We start from the raw sequence: 16,070 nt of genomic DNA, 5'->3' as shown, positions 1-16,070 counted from the left end.
CAGCCGATCAGTTGGCCGGATCGAACATGCACTGCAGCGCGGGCTTCGCGATCTTGGTGAACGTGGGCCCGATCTCCGCTCGCTTCGGTGCGGGCACCCAATCGGTCTCGATGGTCGGCACGCCGGTCTCACTGATCCCGCGCAGCAGCGCCTCACGCAAGTCGGCATCCTCCACCATCGCGGCCGCATGGTCATGCAGGCAAGAGCAGACAGCTTCAGGATGCGTCCACCGGTCGAGCATATGAGGCGCACACTGCCGTACGAACTCGCCGCGCAGATCTGGCAATCGGGTCGTCGTCCGCGCCTCGACGAAGGACCAGAAGAGGCACGGCAGCACGGCAAGCGCCGCAGCATCCAGTCGAAAACGCATGGTGGACCGCTGGTGTTTGTTTTTCGTCATGTCATCCACGCAGGCCGCGACGACACGATTCGCATGCCGCTCACGCTTTCATACCCGCTTCACGTTTCAAGCGGCCTGCGGCACGGGCACAAAATGGTTTCATGGGCCCGCCGCTCCGTTTCATCGCAACCCACCCGACGACACAAAATACAATCAAAACGAGAGTGATCTAAAGCGCCACCTGCTTTGGCCGAGCCAGCGCGATCCGGGGCGACCGTCAATCTGTCGATGGAGAGCTTCTTAACGACCTGGCGTTAACCGTGGCCGGCAGGGAGAACCTCCCAGATCGCTACGGCGACCCAGCAGCGCGGCGCGTTTGGGGGCCGACGTTGCTCCGCAGGGTCACCATGGGCAGGCGCTTGCACACACCCAAACCGAAGGTATCTCGCCGCGGCTCGCCGGCTACGCCGATGGCGCAGCAGCGAACCGAGGGCTATGCCGGCTCGACGCCACAGAGCCTGGTCCGGCTGATCGGCTGCCACGATCCTGCCAAGCACAAATTGCCCAGCGAGGCTTTCGGCAGCCGATCGTCCCTTGGCAGGTCCCTTATTGAATGAAATCACCGCACTTCTGGACTGCGCCGTCATCGGATTTGCCCCAAGGCATGATCGGGACGGAGGAGGTCGAGTTCTTCGGTGAGCCCTCGATCAGCCTGTCCGAGTAAACCATGTAGACCAGCACGTTGCGCTTGGCGTCGCAGCCACGAACGATCTGCATCTTCTTGAAGAACAGCGACCGCCGCTGCCGGAACATGTCGTCGGCCTGTTCGAGCTTGCGCTTGAACCTGATCGGGCCGATCTGCCGGCATGCGAGCGAGATGTCGGAGACCTCCTCGGCCAGGCCCAGCCAACCGACATAGCCGCCCTTCTGCGGCACCGTGAAGTGGCAGGCAACGCCCTCGACCTCTGGATCATCAACGCCATAGGTCGCGAGCTTGTCATTCGGGCTGAGCAATTTGAACACGGTCGACCGACGGAAGATCAGATCCGGCTCGTCCGCGGCGTATGCTGAGATCACAGGCGAGGACAATCCGATAAGCAGCAGGCAAGCGAGGGTTTTCAGCCACAGATCAAACCGTTTGGTGGCTCTGAACGACATGTCGGTCTCCGTTATACCGCCGATGCTCGGCATACCGCCCATGTAGGGACACAAATGCCTGCAAGGAAGGCGCTCCAGCCCCTGACCTTCCACTACCCGTTTAACGGGATGTGAGGCTTTTCTGCTACGATTGGAACGAAATCACGCAGGGCAGAAGCCCCAAGCTGGTGAACGCAGACTCCGTCTGCGACACTAAAGACCAGATGGTTCTTGAGGATTTGCCGGAATGCTCTGCGTTCGTGCAGCCGCCAGGGGGCGGTTCTATTGTGCAGCAATCGTTTCAGTTCCGCTTGCCATAGCAGCGACCTCACAGGCTGACGCAGCGTCATATTACTACTGGAACGACGCTCAGCCCGTCACCATTGCTCCGACCATACGCCCGGCAGTGCCGCGCAAGCCCAAGGCGCGCCACCTCGACAAGCTGACAAAGACCGAGAAGGAGGCTGCCAAGCCGCAAGGACCGGTCACGATCGCGGTGTCGATCAACAAGCAGCAGCTCAAGGTCTACGACGCAAACGGTCTGTTCGCGGAAGCGCCGGTCTCGACCGGCATGAAGGGACATTCCACGCCGTTGGGCGTGTTCAGCGTCATTCAGAAGCAGAAATTCCATCGCTCCAACATCTATAGCGGCGCCCCGATGCCGTTCATGCAGCGCATCACCTGGTCGGGCGTCGCGCTCCATGCGGGCGTGCTGCCCGGTTACCCAGCCTCGCATGGCTGCATCCGCATGCCGGCAAGCTTTGCAACCCGCTTCTATGGCTGGACGCGCATGGGATCCCGGGTCTTGGTCACGCCGAGCGAAGTGGCTCCTGCGAGTTTCTCGCATCCGATGCTCGCTGCCCTGAAGGCACCGCAGCCGAGCGCATCGGTGCAACCCGACGCGACTGCGCCGGCAGCGATCAAGTCGGACAAGGGCGCCGCCGTCACCACCGCGATCACAGTCGCGACGACGGATCTGCGCGCCACGATCGGTCATGCCGAGAGCCCGCGCTCCGGCGAAGGATCGCCCGCCGCGTCGCGCCAGGTGCGGACCGCCGATGCCAGCAACGCCAACGGACTCCCTCCGATGGTCTCGGACGCTTCCCCAAGCGCCGAACCATCGCGCTCGCTCCCGATGGAGGTTCAAAGCGATACTGCCGATCTGAAGCCCAGTGTCGCCGAGATCAAGATTGAGCCCGCGACCGCCGACGCAGAGGCAAGGTCTGCCCCCGGCGACGTGGCTCCGGCGAGCGAGCCCACGAATGTTGCGCAGGTGGCCGCTCCGGCTCTCGAGAAGCCGGCTGAGGCATCGGCGAATGCCGAAGCCACCGGTTCGACCGAACTCAAGCCTGCTGAATCCAAGTCGGTAGAGTCCAAGCCTGCCGACGCCCCGATCGCGGAGCAGCCTGCGTCGCCGCCCACACCGGCGGCAGAGGCACCGGCGAAGCCGGTCGATCCCAACGATCTCGCCAAGGATCAGTCGCGTGTTGCCGCACCGGACAAGCCGATTGCGCCCAAGCCCGAATTGAAGCGCAACAGCCAGATCGCGATCTTCATCAGCCGCAAGGATTCGAAGCTGTACGTGCGGCAGAACTTCGCTCCGGTGTTCAACACCCCGGTCACCATCGCACCGGGCGACAAGCCGCTCGGCACCCACGTGTTCACCGCGACGGCTGACAAGGCCGATCCGGCGACGATGCGCTGGTCCGTCGTCTCGCTGCCCTCCTCGGCGCGGAGCACCGCGGCGAACGATGGCACTGCCAGGGCGGTCCGGCGGGGTAAGAAGTCCGCGGGCGCCGATGCCGAGCCGAAACAGGTCGTTCAGCTGAGCAGCGCGGCCGAGGCGCTCGATCGCATCACCATTCCCGCCGATGTCATGGCGTGGCTCGGCGAAGCCCTGTCGACCGGAAGTTCGCTGATCGTGTCCGATCAAGGCATCAATCAGGGCGAAACCGGCGAGGGCACCGAGTTCATCCTTTCGCTGCGCTGACGACCGACGACGTCCCTCTTTCCGCCCCACGGCAGGGGTATCCCCGTGCCGGAACGCAGTCTGATCCAGCGCAACGTGGCGGCCGTTGAAGCAGCGGCCGGTCGAGCGCGGGCACATTCATGCTGACGGGGCTGGCTCTGCTCAGGGAGATTCACATGATCGATCGCAGGATGGTTGTTCTCGGCATTGGCGCCTCGTTGTCGGGTGCGACGCTCACGTCGCAGGCTGCTCGTGCCGACAATGCAGCGAGCAAGATGACCGCCTATCGCTTCTCCTTCCCGGCGCTGGCCGGTGAGCCGATTCGGCTCGCCGATTTTGCGGGCAAACCGGTGCTGGTCGTCAACACGGCCTCCCAGTGTGGCTACACCCCGCAATACACCGGGCTCCAGAAGCTGTGGAGCGAGTTCCATGAGCGCGGGCTGACGATCATCGCCGTGCCGTCCAACGACTTCAACCAGGAGCCTGGGATCGCCGGCGACATCGCCGAGCAGGCCAACAAAGACTATGGCGTGACCTTCCCCATGACCGCAAAAGCGGTGGTCACCGGTTCCAACGCCCACCCATTCTACCGCTGGGCTGCCGAGGCGCGGCCCAAGGAGACGCCGCGCTGGAACTTTCACAAATATCTGATCGGTCGTGACGGCTACATCGCCGACGTGTTCGCCTCCTCGGTTGAGCCGACGGATACGCGGGTCAAGACCGCAGTTGCCCGGTTGCTGGCGAACGGCTGAGCAACACTCGGCAGGAATGCGGCGGAAGCTGGCAACTTCCCCGTGTTTTTGCCTTGTTTCCTTTTGGCGCCACTCCGGCTGCTGGGCTAGTATCCCGGCCGGATGACGGAGCGACTCTCGACGCTGGCGCTCCCGTTGCAACAACCCCGAGGAAACACGATGCGGATTGCAGCAGGATTGGTGTTCGCAAGCTCTTTGGCGGCTTCGCTGTTGACGTCTGGCGCGGCCTGGTCCCAGGCGCAGCGCACGGCGGCGGCGCCGACCCCGGCCGCTGCTGCTCCCGCACCGGCCCCTGTTCCCGCCGTCGCCGCCCAGACGCAGCCGCCGCGCGCGCCCTGCATGAACCCCGATGCGCTCGGCGTCGGCCGCACCGTCGAGATCGATACGACCGGAGGTCCGGGATTCGGCTTCGAGCACTTCAAGGACCTCGACTTCCTGAAGGATCACGAGGTCGTGCTGACCTTCGATGACGGTCCGTGGCCGGAGAACACGCCCAGCGTGCTCAAGGCGCTTGCCGACCAGTGCACCACCGGCATCTTCTTCATCATCGGCAAGCATGCGACCTATTATCCGGAGATCCTGAAGCAGGTCTACAATGCCGGCCATACGGTCGGCACGCACACCTGGTCGCATGCGACGCTGACCAACAAGAAGCTGACCGAGGATCAGCGCAAGGAAGAGATCGAACTCGGCATCAGCGCCGTGAAGTGGGCGCTCGGCGGCAATTCCCCGGCGCCGTTCTTCCGCTTCCCGGCATTGCAGCATCCGCCGGAGATCGTGACCTATCTCGGCACCCGCAACATCGGCATCTTCTCCTGCGATCTCGACTCGTTCGACTTCAAGGCGCGCAATGCCCAGGCGGTGATCGACGTCACCTTCAAGAAGCTCGACAAGCTCGGCAAGGGCATCATCCTGATGCACGACTTCCACAAGCATACCGCCGAGGCCCTGCCCGAGATGCTGCGCCGCCTGAAGGCCGGCGGCTACAAGGTGGTCGCGATGCGCGCCAAGGCGCCGGTGCAGTCGCTGCCGCAATATGACGAGCAGCTCGCCAAGGTCGCGAAGCTTCCGACGGTGAGCCAAAGGCCGGTGTCGAGCGTTGTGACGACAGTGTCCGAATGAGACGGGATTCCTTTCGTCAGTGACCAAGCTTCGTATCGAAGGTTACGTGATCGTGTCGGCCGACGGGATGTTGGCCGACGCGAGCAATGCGATGCCGCCCGCCCTGAAATTTCCCGGCGACGCCGCATTCTTTTCCCAGGCTCTCGATGGCGCCGATCTGATCGTCCACGGCCGCAACTCCTATGAGGACCAGCCGAACTCGCCGAAGCGCCGGCGCATCGTCGTGACCGGGAAGGTGGCGGGACTGGCGCCGGATCCGGAAAAGCCGCTCTCCACCCTTTGGAATCCGGCGGGGACCTCCTTCGAAGCCGCCTGTGAAGCCGCGGGCGTCAGCTCTGGCACGGTGGCGGTGATCGGCGGTCCCGTCGTGTTCGAGATGTTCATGGACCGCTACGACACCTTCTTCCTGTCAATGGCCCCCCACGTCTCCCTGCCCGGCGGCGCACCGTGCTTTCCCGGCGTCGGTCCCGACCGTTCGCCGCAGCAGGTGCTGACGGCCCACGGCTACACGCCCGCCAATCAGCTGATGCTCGATCCTGCCCACGACGTCAGCGTGACCGCCTGGAAACGCACCGCTTAGAGCTCCCTCTAGATGTCTCCATACGCGCTCTGCTCGGGCGCTTTCGGACCCTTGCCATAGCCGAAGATCATGAACAGCGCGCCGATGATCGACAGGTTCTTCAGCGCGTCGATCAGGGTCTTGGCGTTGTCGGGCGGGGCCTGGTTCCAGAAGTCATGGAAGTAGAAGATGGTCGCGCCGACGAACACGATCATCAGAGCCGCGAAGAAACGTCCGAGAAGGTTGAGCGCGATCATCACGCCGGCGAGCACCTCGAACGCGCCGGCCGCGATCGCCAGGATCTGCGGCATCGGCATCTTGGCAGCGGCCTCGAGCTGCGCCGCATAGGGCGCGAGCATCGTGGGAATCGTGACCTTGGCGGCGATGAGATCGGCGGTGGCGGGAATGCCGAACAGCTTGGTCGCGCCCGTGTAGATGAAGATCACGGCGAACAGAACGCGCCCGAATGTAATGAAACCCGGCATTCTCGCCCTCACGGATCAACTTCAAACGTTGTGTCGCCGGCCCACCGGGCCGGATATGTGACGTCGCGAACGCTTTTCAACAATAAAGGCGGGCGGAATACGACCGAAACCGGACGAATTCCGCCACACTTCGATCACGCCAGCAGCGTCACGCGAACAGCGTCGGCTGCGCCCTCCCCGCCCGTTCCTGGGCTTCGACCGCGGCCACCGCTGTCATGTTGAGAATGCCGCGCGCCGTCACCGACGGCGTCAGGATATGCGCCGGCCGCGCCGGACCGATCAGGATCGGCCCCACCGGCACCGCATCCGCCAGCACCTTGATCATCTGATAGGCGACGTTGGCGGCGTCGAGATTCGGCATGATCAGGACGTTGGCCGAGCCTTCGAGATCCGAATGCGGCAAAATCGCCTTGCGCGCGGTCGCCGACAGCGCGGTGTCGCCCTGCATCTCGCCGTCGGCCTCGAGGTCGGGACGATGCTGCTTCAGCAATGCCGTCGCCTGCCGCATCTTGCGCGACGAATCCGTGTCGTAGCCGCCGAAATCCGAGTGCGAGACGAAGGCGATCTTCGGCTTGATGTTGAAACGCGTGACGTGGTTGGCCGCCAGCGAGGCCATCTCTGCGAGTTCCTCGGCCGTGGGATCCGGCCGCACCTGGGTGTCGCCGATGAAATAGGCGCCCTTGCTGGTGATGGTGAGCGCCAGCGCCGCGTAGTCGCTGACCCCCGGCATGAATCCGATGATCTCACGGACGTGGCGCAGATGGCTCATATAGCGTCCCTCGACGCCGCAGATCATCGCATCCGCCTCGCCCCTGACGACAGCGAGCGCCGCAATCACGGTGGCATTCGTGCGCACCACCGTGCGCGCCGCATCCGGCGTCACGCCGCGCCGTCCCGCGACCTCGATATAGCTCTGCACATAGGAGCGGTAGCGCGGATCGTCCTCGGGGTTGATCAGGTCGAAATCACGCCCGGCCTTGATCGACAGGCCGAAGCGCTTGATGCGGGCCTCGACCACGGAAGGACGGCCGACCAGGATCGGCCTCGCCAGCTTCTCCTCCAGTACTACCTGGGTGGCGCGCAACACGCGCTCGTCCTCGCCCTCGGCATAGATCACGCGGACCGGCTGCGTCTTTGCCTTGGCGAACACCGGCTTCATCACCAGGCCGGAGCGGAACGCGAAACGCTCCAGCAGCGCAGTGTACTCGTCGAAATTGGTGATCGGCCGCGTGGCGACGCCGGACTCCATCGCCGCCCTCGCCACCGCCGGCGCAATGCGCAGGATCAGGCGCGGATCGAATGGCGAGGGGATCAACGAGCCCGGACCAAAGCCCTGGGTCTCGCCGGTATCGGAGCCGCGGGACACCGCGTCCGACGGCGGGTCCTGGGCGAGCTGCGCGATCGCATCGACCGCGGCCTGCTTCATCGCCTCGTTGATCGCGGTGGCGCCGACGTCGAGCGCGCCGCGGAAGATGAACGGGAAGCAGAGCACGTTGTTGACTTGGTTCGGGAAGTCCGAACGCCCCGTGCAGATCATCGCGTCCGGCCGTGCCGCGCGCGCCTCCTCCGGCATGATCTCGGGGTTGGGATTGGCGAGCGCCATGATCAGCGGCTTCTCGGCCATCTGCTTGAGCAGCTCCGGCTTCAGCACGCCGCCGGCGGACAGCCCGAGGAAGATGTCCGCGCCGCCGATCACCTCGGCCAGGGTCCGCTTGTCGGTCTTCTGCGCATAGACCGCCTTCCAGGGATCCATCAGCGTGTTGCGGCCCTCATGGACGACACCGTCGATGTCGCAGACCCAGATGTTCTTGCGCTGCGCGCCCATCGACACCAGCAGGTTGAGGCAGGCGATGGCAGCGGCGCCCGCGCCGGAGGTCACGATCTTGACCTCGGAGAGCTGCTTGCCCGCCAGGGACAGCGCATTCTTGATCGCAGCGCCGACGATGATCGCGGTGCCGTGCTGGTCGTCATGGAAGACCGGGATCTTCATGCGCTCCTTGAGCCGCGCCTCGATCTCGAAGCATTCCGGTCCCTTGATGTCCTCGAGGTTGATGCCGCCGAAGGTCGGCTCCAGCGCCGCGACCGTCTCGACCACCCGGTCGATCGTGTCGGCCGCAATCTCGATGTCGAACACGTCGATCCCGGCGAATTTCTTGAACAGGACCGCCTTGCCCTCCATCACCGGCTTGGAGGCCAGCGGGCCAATATTGCCGAGCCCGAGCACGGCGGTCCCGTTGGAGACGACGGCCACCAGGTTGGCCCGCGCGGTCAGTGAGGCGGCCTCGGCCGGGTTGCCGGCGATCTCGGTGCACGCAGCGGCAACGCCGGGAGAATAGGCCAGCGCCAGGTCGCGCTGGTTGGCGAGCGGCTTGGTGGCCTGGATCTCCAGCTTGCCGGGCCGCGGCAGGCGGTGATAGGCCAGGGCTGCGGAACGAAGATCTTCAGAATAGGACGACGACATACGTGCTCCAGCGTTTCCGACCCGGATTTTTGGTCTCTTGAGTCTCGGTCAGACGTCGGTTTTTCCGGCCGGTGGAAGCGCATGTGATGCACGTTGGGCGGCTTTCATGCAACATCCGAAACCATGCTCGCCGGCATCCCGGGCCAGCGATTCCCCAGTTCGCAGAAGCACATCCCTACTCCATCGATTTCATTGAGACCATCACCACTTGCTGCCTAAGCCTTGGGCGGAGCACATCAAATGACCCGTATCCTGATCGGAATTGTCACGGCCGTCGCGCTGGCCGTCGCCGGCTTCGTCGGCGTGCCCTGGTACGCCCAGGGCCGCGCCGAGCGCGAGGTCGAGGCAAGCTTTGCCCAGATCCGACAGAGCGGCGCCACGGCAACCCATGGCAAGGTCGCGTTCGACCTGTGGAGCCGCAAGTTGACAATCGCCGATGTCAAGCTCGAGTCGGCCGCGCAGCCGCCGGCCAGCGTCACGTTCGGCACCATCACCGCGACCGGGCTGAGCCAGCATGATTCCGAGCATGTCACGGCCGCCAGCATCGAGATCAGCGACATCGCCATGGCCGGCCAGATCCCCGGCCCCTCGCCGCTCCGTCTGAACTACAAGCTGCCGCAACTGGTGGTGAAGGATTACGCCGGCCCCGCGCGGCTCGCCGCGATCCCGGCCGGTGCGGGTGCACTCGAGACCACCCGCGCGCTTGCCCAACAGCTCGCCACCATCAGCGCCACCTCGGCCACGGTGCCGCGGGTCACCGGCACGATGGAAGGCGGCCCCTCGGTCGGGCCGACCGAGTTCGGCTATTCCGGGCTGGTGGTCGACGACATCAAGGGCGGACGCATCGGTAACTACAAGATCCAGGAGGTCACCTTCAGCACGGCGGCGCAACCGCCGAACGGCAAGGTCGAGACGGTGCGCGGCCGCATGCTCGACATCGTGACCAAGGACATCGACGTCAACGCCATCGCCGGCCTGTTCGCGGCCGAGTCCACCAAGGACGATCGTGCCATTCGCCTGAGCGGCTCCGCCGGGATGGGGCTCTACGAGATCACGTCCGATCTCGGCATGCGCATCCACATCGACAGCCTGACGATGGACGAGTTCGGCGTGCGGCCGTCGCGCATCCAGCTTCCGGCGCTGGTCGCCGCCCTGACGCCGACCTCGCCGCGAACAAGCGCCATGACGCCCGACCTCATCGACAAGGTCGCCAGCATCTATGATGGCGTCCTGTTCAAGAACGTCGAGGTCAAAGGCCTGGCGGTCGAGACGCCCGACGGCCCGGTCAAGGTCGCGCTGACGCGGTTCGACCTCGACGACGGCAAGGGCGACGTCGCGTTCGAGGGCTTCGACGGACGGACCCCGAACGGGCCGGTCAAGCTCGGCCGCTTCGCGGTCAAGCGCTTCGACATGGGCGGCCTGCTGCGCCACACCGCCAAATTCGCCGTCCCCGGGGCCAAGCCCGGTGCGGCCGAAGCCATGGCGCTGTTCAAGCTGATCGGCGGCATCGAGCTGAAGGGGCTGACGACCTCCTACAAGGCGAGCACCAAGCCGGTCCAGATCGACAATTTCAGCCTCGACTGGGGCCAGTTCGTCGGTCCCATCCCGACCCAGGCGCACCTGGTGGCCAAGATGGCCGGTCCGCTGGATGCGTCCAATCCGGCCTTGCTGCCGCTCCTCATCGCCGGCATCGACACCGCCGCGTTCGATGCCGATCTCGGCCTCGGCTGGACCGAGAGCTCCGGCGCGTTCGCGCTCCAGCCCTTCAAGCTCGAGGTCAGCAACCTCATCGCGGCCTCCGCCAGCGTCTCGCTGTCGCAGGTGCCGCGCGACGTCTTCACCATCGATCTGCAGCAGGCGACAACCGCAGCCGCACAGATCGAGGCTTCCGGGCTGGAATTGACCCTGCGCGATCTCGGCGCGGTCGACCTGCTCGTCGCCAACTACGCGCGCGGTCATGCGATCGCGCGGGATGCCGCGCGCAAGGCGCTGGTCGACAGCATCAAGGCGATCGGCGCCCAGGTCGCGGCCGACAACATCGATGTCGCCGGTGCGGTCGATGCAATCAGCCGCTTCATCGAGAAGCCACGCCAGACCCTTACGCTGAAGCTCTCGCCGCGCGCCAAGGTCCCGGCCCTGCAGCTCGCCCAGCTCATCGCGATCGACCCGCCGAGCGCGCTGGCGCAATTCAAGATCGAGGCGCAGACCGCGCCGTGATGTCTTTCCTGATCTAGGGAGAGAGAGAGGAGTCCGCACTCCTCTCCTCCGTCATTCCGGGGCGCGCACAGCGCGAGCCCGGAATCCATACTCCCGACAATGATTCGCGAAGGAGTCGACGGAGCAGGCATCTCGATCCTTCTCGCACGGTCGTGGTTATGGATTCCGGGCTCGCGCTGTGCGCGCCCCGGAATGACTCGCGGAGGGAGCGTGCTCGTAACCGCCGATGCTGCGCAATGGGACTCGCGCTACGCCATCCATGAACACGGCAAGTCCCGTTCACCCCAAGACGCGCGTCCTCAAGCCCGCGGCGCGATCGCCCGAGTTTGTCCGGTCGTTCGGCCCTCTCATCCGAAGAGGGCGCAGGGAATGCCGGGTGCTGGCCGCAACCCATGGCCCGCCTGCGAAAAAAATGCAGGCGGCAGGTACCACAGGTGCTGCCGATCATCCGGCATTCCCTGCGCGATGGGCTTTTCGGCTGCTTCGCGCTCTCCTCGGGGACCGGCTTGTTTGCCCCCGTCATTCGCGCAATGCCGGAAGGCATCGGCGCGAGCTTGACACCAGCATCGGGGTGTCAGGACCACGCGACTTGACCGCCCGCAACCCGCCGTTCGTCCGCGCGCTCACACGCGTTGCGACAGACTGCGGCCACCGCCTCCCCGCCTCACGTCTCGTGACGACCGCGAACCGTCCCTCTTCATCGAGGCGGGATGGCCGGAAATGTGAAGGTGATTTGCCCGACGGTGCAAGCCCCGATGCTGCGGCAAACTAACACGACGGGCAATTAGCGTATGATGGGGTTGCAGCAATTGCCCGTCGGGCAGATGTGCGACGGACTACGACGGCATGACCTTGAGCGATGTCGCCGCGTATCGCAGCAGGTAGGGTTTGCCTGCAGGTTTCCCGATGGGCTGCTCGTGTCCGAAGAAGGCGACATAGCAGTCGTAGCCGCCGATCTCCGGCTCCAGCCAGCAATGAACGACCACCCCATATTCGGGGCCGCCGTCCTGCTGACCATCGTAGCTGACCGCCGTTCCAGGCGGCAGGTACCTGTCAGGAACGGCCCGAATGCTTGATAGACTCACTTGGTCTTCCTCAAAGCTGTCACCGCGGTGAACGCGGGCTTGGCTTGCCGCGGAACGACAATGAAACTTGACGATAGAGCCTGATCTCGCAAGACTTACCAGGCATCTTCAAGATCGAGCCGGCCCCGCGCCTTCTGTTTTCGCGCGGCCCGCCGTCGATCGCTTCACAGTTCCGCCCAGCCCCATGCGCAGCCGCCAAGTCAACTTCTTTCTGACGCCGAAGGACCAGGCAGAGCTGCTGAGCAAGCTCGATCCGGCCGGTCAATTCGTCTACCTCGCTTGGCGCCGCAATGACAGCCGGATTGATATTCTGCCAACAGCCGCCGTCCGGCAGATGGGGAAGGAGGCGCTCACAATCTACATTGCGCGAGCAGATGATCTCGACGCGATGTCCTTCGATGACGTCGGGAACTTCTCAAGCGTCGACGTGATCCGATCCCCCGTGATTGAATTCAGCCGATGCTACATGGGCGATCAGCATCTCAGTGACGGCCGCTTCTACGTCGTGAACAGCTACTTCGACCGAGACGGGCGGGTTGCGAGGAAGGACGAAGACTTTCTAACATGGTCCGCGCGGCTGGTGTCGAAGACAAGGAGATGTTTGACGAAAGATCCAGATTCGTTCTTCTATCTCGGAGCCGAGGCGCTGCAGCTCAAGAGCGTTGGCATCAAAACGCCGCCCATTTAGATCGGATGCTGCCCCGCGCCGCCTCGTCCTTGCGGGGTGTCTTCACTTTTCCCTTTCGGTGACGCTCAACACCAGCGTCGACCTGGTCGTGACGTTTTGGGCCGCCAAGGCGCGGCATCGTCTCGCCCACCGACCGAGCCTCGTGACGCGGATGCGGCAGGCATCAGGCGCCGTCATGTGCAGCCTGGGCGGCGCACTGTTGTTGGCGCGGCGCACGAGATGACGCCAAGATCAGCTGGCGCGAAGTTGCGCTTCCAACACAAATTACACTTCCAAACAAACGTGCCGCAGCACGCCGGCGCTTGTGGCGCCGGCACACGCAAGCCGATGCGTTGCGGCCGCCTTTGCCGGGCTAGTCGCGATAGCGGCAGAGCTCGTCGCCGTTCTCGTATTCGTAGCAGATCTTGACGCGCCGGTAGGGCCGATCCCCCTCGGAGCTGCGCGCGCGACGATCCATGTCGTCATCATCGCGCTGCATTCGCGCGTTTCGGCCCGTGGTGCGATGATCCATGTCCTGGTCCATCATGCGGCCCATGCGGTGCTGGCGCATCCGATCCATGTCCATGCGATCCATGCCCATGCGGTCGTCATCGCGCTGTTGTGCCGTCCAGTCGCGGTTCACCCGCGTGTCTTCGGCCCTCTGGCGCTCGCGTTCACGGGCCTGGTCCGACTGCTGGGGCGTGCGTTCCGGCTGCACGGGAACGGCCTGGGTTTGGCTGGTTCCCGGCATGCTGTCGGCCTGCTGGGCCCACGCGCCTGCGGAGAGGAGACAAGAGGATAGTAACACGACGGTCGCTGCTGCTGGAACGCGCATGGTTCATCCTCCAAGGGAATGCTGTCTAACCGCGCGGGTCAGCGTTGGTTCAAACGACATCGCCTGTTTTGGTGCTGCGCCGCACAGATGACAGCCGGACGCAGAAGCGAGCTGGGCCGGGGCGGCCGCGGGCTGCTCTCTGGCGTCAGCCCGAGATCAGGTCGTGGTTGATTCCACGCCGGCGCCAATATCGCGCACGGAGCCGCGGTGCGATCTGCCACGAGACAATGGCTGACAGCACCACGCTCAGGGCAATCATGACAGGCATTGCGAGCATCGCGTGATTGCTGAGCGGCGTGAGAAGAATCGTCAGAACTCCCGCACCGAACAGCACGGCCTGAACCATCATGAAGACCATCGCCGAAATCTGTGTTCGCATGGACATTGCGGTCGCTCACGGTTGTTGCGCCTGCAAGTCAATGAAGCATCCGTCGAACAGTTCCGGCATGATCTCGAGGCCGGATCCGTGCCGCCCGGCCGCCCACAAGCCGGCCGGGGGACGTTGTTTGCACTGCGGCGTTGACGGGGGACGACAAGTTCGGCTGCGTCCCCCCCCCCGCCCGTCATTCCAGCTCGATCGCCTGGTAGGTGCCGGTCTCGTCGAGTGCGGTGCCCCAGATCTTGTGCGAGGCCTGGTGCTCGGCGCGTCCGAACGACAGCTTGCTGCCAAGGCCGAGGTCGATGCTCTGCATCGACTCCAGCGTGTCGACCAGCCGCTCGGTCTCGAGCGGCGTCGTCTGCTTCAGGGCCTGGATCAGGATGCTTGCCGAGATGAAGCCTTCGAGCGAGGTGTAATCCGGCGCTTCGCCGGGGAAGTACTTTTCCAGCGCGGTCTTGTAGTCGAGCACCAGGCTCGAATAGCCGGCGACCGAGGGAACGCCCTGCGTGACGATGACGCCGTTGGTGTATTTCGAGCCGAGCAGCTTCAGCTCGGCCGCGAGCGACGACGATCCGACCGCCGAGATGTTGGCATAGATCAGCCCTGGAACCGCCTCGTGGGTCTTCTCGATGAATTTCGCCGCCGCGCGGTCGGTCGCGATCATGATCACGGCCTTGATCGGCGGCTTGGTCTGCGCCTTCAGCTTGCCGACGGCCTCGTCGACGTCGAGCGTACCGCGCGGGAAACCATAGCGGATGATCGGATCGGTGATGCCGTTCGCGCGGAACGCCTTGGCGACACCGTTGGCGCCGTCGTCGCCATAGGCGTCGTTCTGCGCGAATACGGCGATCTGCTTCGCCGGAATGCGCTTGACCTTCATCAGATAGCGCACGATCGCGGCGGTCTCTTCGGCGTAGCTCGCACGATAGTTGAAGACGTAGCGGTCGGGCGGATCGCGGCGGACGACGGCGGAGCCGCTGTAGGGCGCAAAGAACAGCGCCCGGCGCTCCAGCGCGTAGGGAATCGCCACCGCGTTGTTGGCAGTGCCCATGTTGCCGATATAGCCGAACACCTGATCCTTCTCGTACAGCTGTGTCATGGCGCCGAGCGTCCGCGTGGGATCATAGCCATCGTCGGCAGCAATCAGCCGCAGCTTGCGGCCGTTGATGCCACCGGCATCATTGGCGCGGGCGAACGCGGTCTCGATGCCGAGTTTCATCTGGCGCGCGGACTCCTTGCGGACTCCGGAGAACGGGATGACGGTGCCGAACCGGATCTCGGTGTCGCTGACGCCGTGCGGAAGCGGAGGCGGCAGGTTGGCCGTGGGCTGCGTCGACGCGGCCGCGGTCGACGGCGCCAGCGCGAAGGACAGCGAGGGCGCCGCCGACTGCTGCTGGCTGAGTGACCGCTCAAGCTCTGCCAACTGGCGCTCTGCGGTCTGACAGTTCACCTGCGAGGACGCGACCCGGCCGCGACCCTCGGCGATATAGCTGTTGAAGGTGCGGATGAGCCCATCGCGCTCGCCGCCATTCGAAGAGCCCTGGCGGATCACTTCGCTGAATTGATCGATGATGGTCTGGACGCGCCCCTGGGCGATCTCACGGCACGTCGCGGCCTGGCCGACGACCGGTCCGACGCGGGCGGCGAGATCACGAACGACATCGGGGGAAATGGGGACAGCAGAGGCGGCAGGGACGAAGAGGCAAGTTCCGAGCAGGAGCGCACACCAGCGAACGGTCATTTTGAACTATCCGTCTTCTTGTGATTGGTTGGCTATGTTCACTACATGAGTCAGACAGGCTTCCTATTAAGGACAGGTTGCATGACACCGCAACCGCCATTCGACTGATCGGTGCCGCCTGGAACTCATAGCGGCCCACACCGCTCGATCGCGTTACGCGCCGCGTCGCGCAAGGTGCCGAACTAACAAGCGGCACGAACGATTAGTTCTCAGAATCAACGGTTTGCCGTAGGGGCACGATGACCGCTCTGGCCGGCCGCTCGACCACGTCAGCGCGATGCTCCCGATCGTCCGGCGCTGCCTGGACGCGACCGGAGACCC

General features: G+C 64.6%; 14 protein-coding genes. 6 read left to right on the top strand and 8 right to left on the bottom strand.

Annotated features, from left to right (window positions below; translation table 11 throughout):
• Positions 1-7: 7 nt before the first annotated feature.
• Both ACQR0W_RS11415 and ACQR0W_RS11410 read right to left on the bottom strand, forming a co-directional pair.
• Entirely contained in the window at positions 8-370 is a 363-nt protein-coding gene (locus ACQR0W_RS11415) for a hypothetical protein (protein ID WP_316170525.1), read from the bottom strand.
• Between the two features lie 576 nt (positions 371-946).
• The gene (locus tag ACQR0W_RS11410) at positions 947-1,498 is read right to left on the bottom strand and encodes a CreA family protein (RefSeq protein ID WP_315826939.1); all 552 of its coding nucleotides are present in this window, start codon (positions 1,496-1,498) and stop codon (positions 947-949) included.
• A 226-nt stretch (positions 1,499-1,724) separates the two neighbouring features.
• On the opposite strand from ACQR0W_RS11410, the gene ACQR0W_RS11405 reads away from it, so the two are divergent.
• The 4 genes from ACQR0W_RS11405 to ACQR0W_RS11390 all read left to right on the top strand — a co-directional run bounded on the left by ACQR0W_RS11405 (position 1,725) and on the right by ACQR0W_RS11390 (position 5,900).
• A complete protein-coding gene (locus ACQR0W_RS11405; protein ID WP_316170422.1) occupies positions 1,725-3,467 on the top strand; it encodes a L,D-transpeptidase in 1,743 nt (580 codons plus the stop codon).
• Between the two features lie 155 nt (positions 3,468-3,622).
• Entirely contained in the window at positions 3,623-4,198 is a 576-nt protein-coding gene (locus ACQR0W_RS11400; RefSeq protein WP_315712337.1) for a glutathione peroxidase, read from the top strand.
• Between the two features lie 159 nt (positions 4,199-4,357).
• Complete coding sequence (locus ACQR0W_RS11395; RefSeq protein ID WP_315712338.1) at positions 4,358-5,320, top strand: polysaccharide deacetylase family protein; 963 nt, start codon at positions 4,358-4,360, stop codon at positions 5,318-5,320.
• Positions 5,321-5,339: 19 nt separating this feature from the next.
• Positions 5,340-5,900 carry a dihydrofolate reductase family protein gene (locus ACQR0W_RS11390; RefSeq protein ID WP_315826814.1) on the top strand — a complete coding sequence of 187 codons (561 nt, stop codon included), beginning with the start codon at positions 5,340-5,342 and terminating at the stop codon, positions 5,898-5,900.
• Between the two features lie 8 nt (positions 5,901-5,908).
• Here ACQR0W_RS11390 and ACQR0W_RS11385 read toward each other — a convergent pair whose 3' ends face one another.
• Positions 5,909-6,364, bottom strand: a complete 456-nt coding sequence (locus ACQR0W_RS11385) for a DoxX family protein (protein WP_315712340.1) — start codon at positions 6,362-6,364, stop codon at positions 5,909-5,911.
• 148 nt (positions 6,365-6,512) lie between these two features.
• A complete protein-coding gene (locus tag ACQR0W_RS11380; RefSeq protein WP_316186919.1) occupies positions 6,513-8,825 on the bottom strand; it encodes an NADP-dependent malic enzyme in 2,313 nt (770 codons plus the stop codon).
• A gap of 240 nt (positions 8,826-9,065) precedes the next feature.
• On the opposite strand from ACQR0W_RS11380, the gene ACQR0W_RS11375 reads away from it, so the two are divergent.
• Entirely contained in the window at positions 9,066-11,042 is a 1,977-nt protein-coding gene (locus tag ACQR0W_RS11375) for a hypothetical protein (RefSeq protein ID WP_316170421.1), read from the top strand.
• Positions 11,043-11,878: 836 nt separating this feature from the next.
• Here ACQR0W_RS11375 and ACQR0W_RS11370 read toward each other — a convergent pair.
• Complete coding sequence (locus tag ACQR0W_RS11370; RefSeq protein ID WP_316158550.1) at positions 11,879-12,127, bottom strand: hypothetical protein; 249 nt, start codon at positions 12,125-12,127, stop codon at positions 11,879-11,881.
• A 184-nt stretch (positions 12,128-12,311) separates the two neighbouring features.
• Here ACQR0W_RS11370 and ACQR0W_RS11365 point away from each other — a divergent pair, with 184 nt between their 5' ends.
• A complete protein-coding gene (locus ACQR0W_RS11365) occupies positions 12,312-12,815 on the top strand; it encodes a hypothetical protein (RefSeq protein ID WP_316164716.1) in 504 nt (167 codons plus the stop codon).
• Positions 12,816-13,167: 352 nt separating this feature from the next.
• Here ACQR0W_RS11365 and ACQR0W_RS11360 read toward each other — a convergent pair whose 3' ends face one another.
• The 3 genes from ACQR0W_RS11360 to ACQR0W_RS11350 all read right to left on the bottom strand — a co-directional run bounded on the left by ACQR0W_RS11360 (position 13,168) and on the right by ACQR0W_RS11350 (position 15,749).
• Positions 13,168-13,629 carry a hypothetical protein gene (locus ACQR0W_RS11360; RefSeq protein ID WP_316164715.1) on the bottom strand — a complete coding sequence of 154 codons (462 nt, stop codon included), beginning with the start codon at positions 13,627-13,629 and terminating at the stop codon, positions 13,168-13,170.
• Between the two features lie 145 nt (positions 13,630-13,774).
• The gene (locus ACQR0W_RS11355) at positions 13,775-13,987 is read right to left on the bottom strand and encodes a hypothetical protein (RefSeq protein WP_315712348.1); all 213 of its coding nucleotides are present in this window, start codon (positions 13,985-13,987) and stop codon (positions 13,775-13,777) included.
• Between the two features lie 205 nt (positions 13,988-14,192).
• Positions 14,193-15,749 (bottom strand): ABC transporter substrate-binding protein, encoded by a 1,557-nt coding sequence (locus ACQR0W_RS11350; protein WP_315712350.1) that lies wholly within the window; start codon positions 15,747-15,749, stop codon positions 14,193-14,195.
• Positions 15,750-16,070 lie beyond the last annotated feature (321 nt).

This window comes from Bradyrhizobium sp. HKCCYLRH1034, from assembly GCF_051168375.1.
Taxonomy (GTDB): Bacteria; Pseudomonadota; Alphaproteobacteria; order Rhizobiales; family Xanthobacteraceae; genus Bradyrhizobium.
Note: the sequence above shows the minus strand (reverse complement) of the source record. Positions and strands in the feature narration are given on the sequence as shown.

Excerpts from the sequence above, each read along its gene's own strand:
- ACQR0W_RS11415 (WP_316170525.1), bottom strand. The coding sequence starts at position 370 with ATGCGTTTTCGACTGGATGCTGCGGCGCTTGCCGTGCTGCCGTGCCTC.
- ACQR0W_RS11410 (WP_315826939.1), bottom strand. The coding sequence starts at position 1,498 with ATGTCGTTCAGAGCCACCAAACGGTTTGATCTGTGGCTGAAAACCCTC.
- ACQR0W_RS11405 (WP_316170422.1), top strand. The coding sequence starts at position 1,725 with ATGCTCTGCGTTCGTGCAGCCGCCAGGGGGCGGTTCTATTGTGCAGCA.
- ACQR0W_RS11400 (WP_315712337.1), top strand. The coding sequence starts at position 3,623 with ATGATCGATCGCAGGATGGTTGTTCTCGGCATTGGCGCCTCGTTGTCG.
- ACQR0W_RS11395 (WP_315712338.1), top strand. The coding sequence starts at position 4,358 with ATGCGGATTGCAGCAGGATTGGTGTTCGCAAGCTCTTTGGCGGCTTCG.
- ACQR0W_RS11385 (WP_315712340.1), bottom strand. The coding sequence starts at position 6,364 with ATGCCGGGTTTCATTACATTCGGGCGCGTTCTGTTCGCCGTGATCTTC.
- ACQR0W_RS11380 (WP_316186919.1), bottom strand. The coding sequence starts at position 8,825 with ATGTCGTCGTCCTATTCTGAAGATCTTCGTTCCGCAGCCCTGGCCTAT.
- ACQR0W_RS11375 (WP_316170421.1), top strand. The coding sequence starts at position 9,066 with ATGACCCGTATCCTGATCGGAATTGTCACGGCCGTCGCGCTGGCCGTC.
- ACQR0W_RS11365 (WP_316164716.1), top strand. The coding sequence starts at position 12,312 with ATGCGCAGCCGCCAAGTCAACTTCTTTCTGACGCCGAAGGACCAGGCA.
- ACQR0W_RS11360 (WP_316164715.1), bottom strand. The coding sequence starts at position 13,629 with ATGCGCGTTCCAGCAGCAGCGACCGTCGTGTTACTATCCTCTTGTCTC.
- ACQR0W_RS11355 (WP_315712348.1), bottom strand. The coding sequence starts at position 13,987 with ATGGTCTTCATGATGGTTCAGGCCGTGCTGTTCGGTGCGGGAGTTCTG.
- ACQR0W_RS11350 (WP_315712350.1), bottom strand. The coding sequence starts at position 15,749 with ATGACCGTTCGCTGGTGTGCGCTCCTGCTCGGAACTTGCCTCTTCGTC.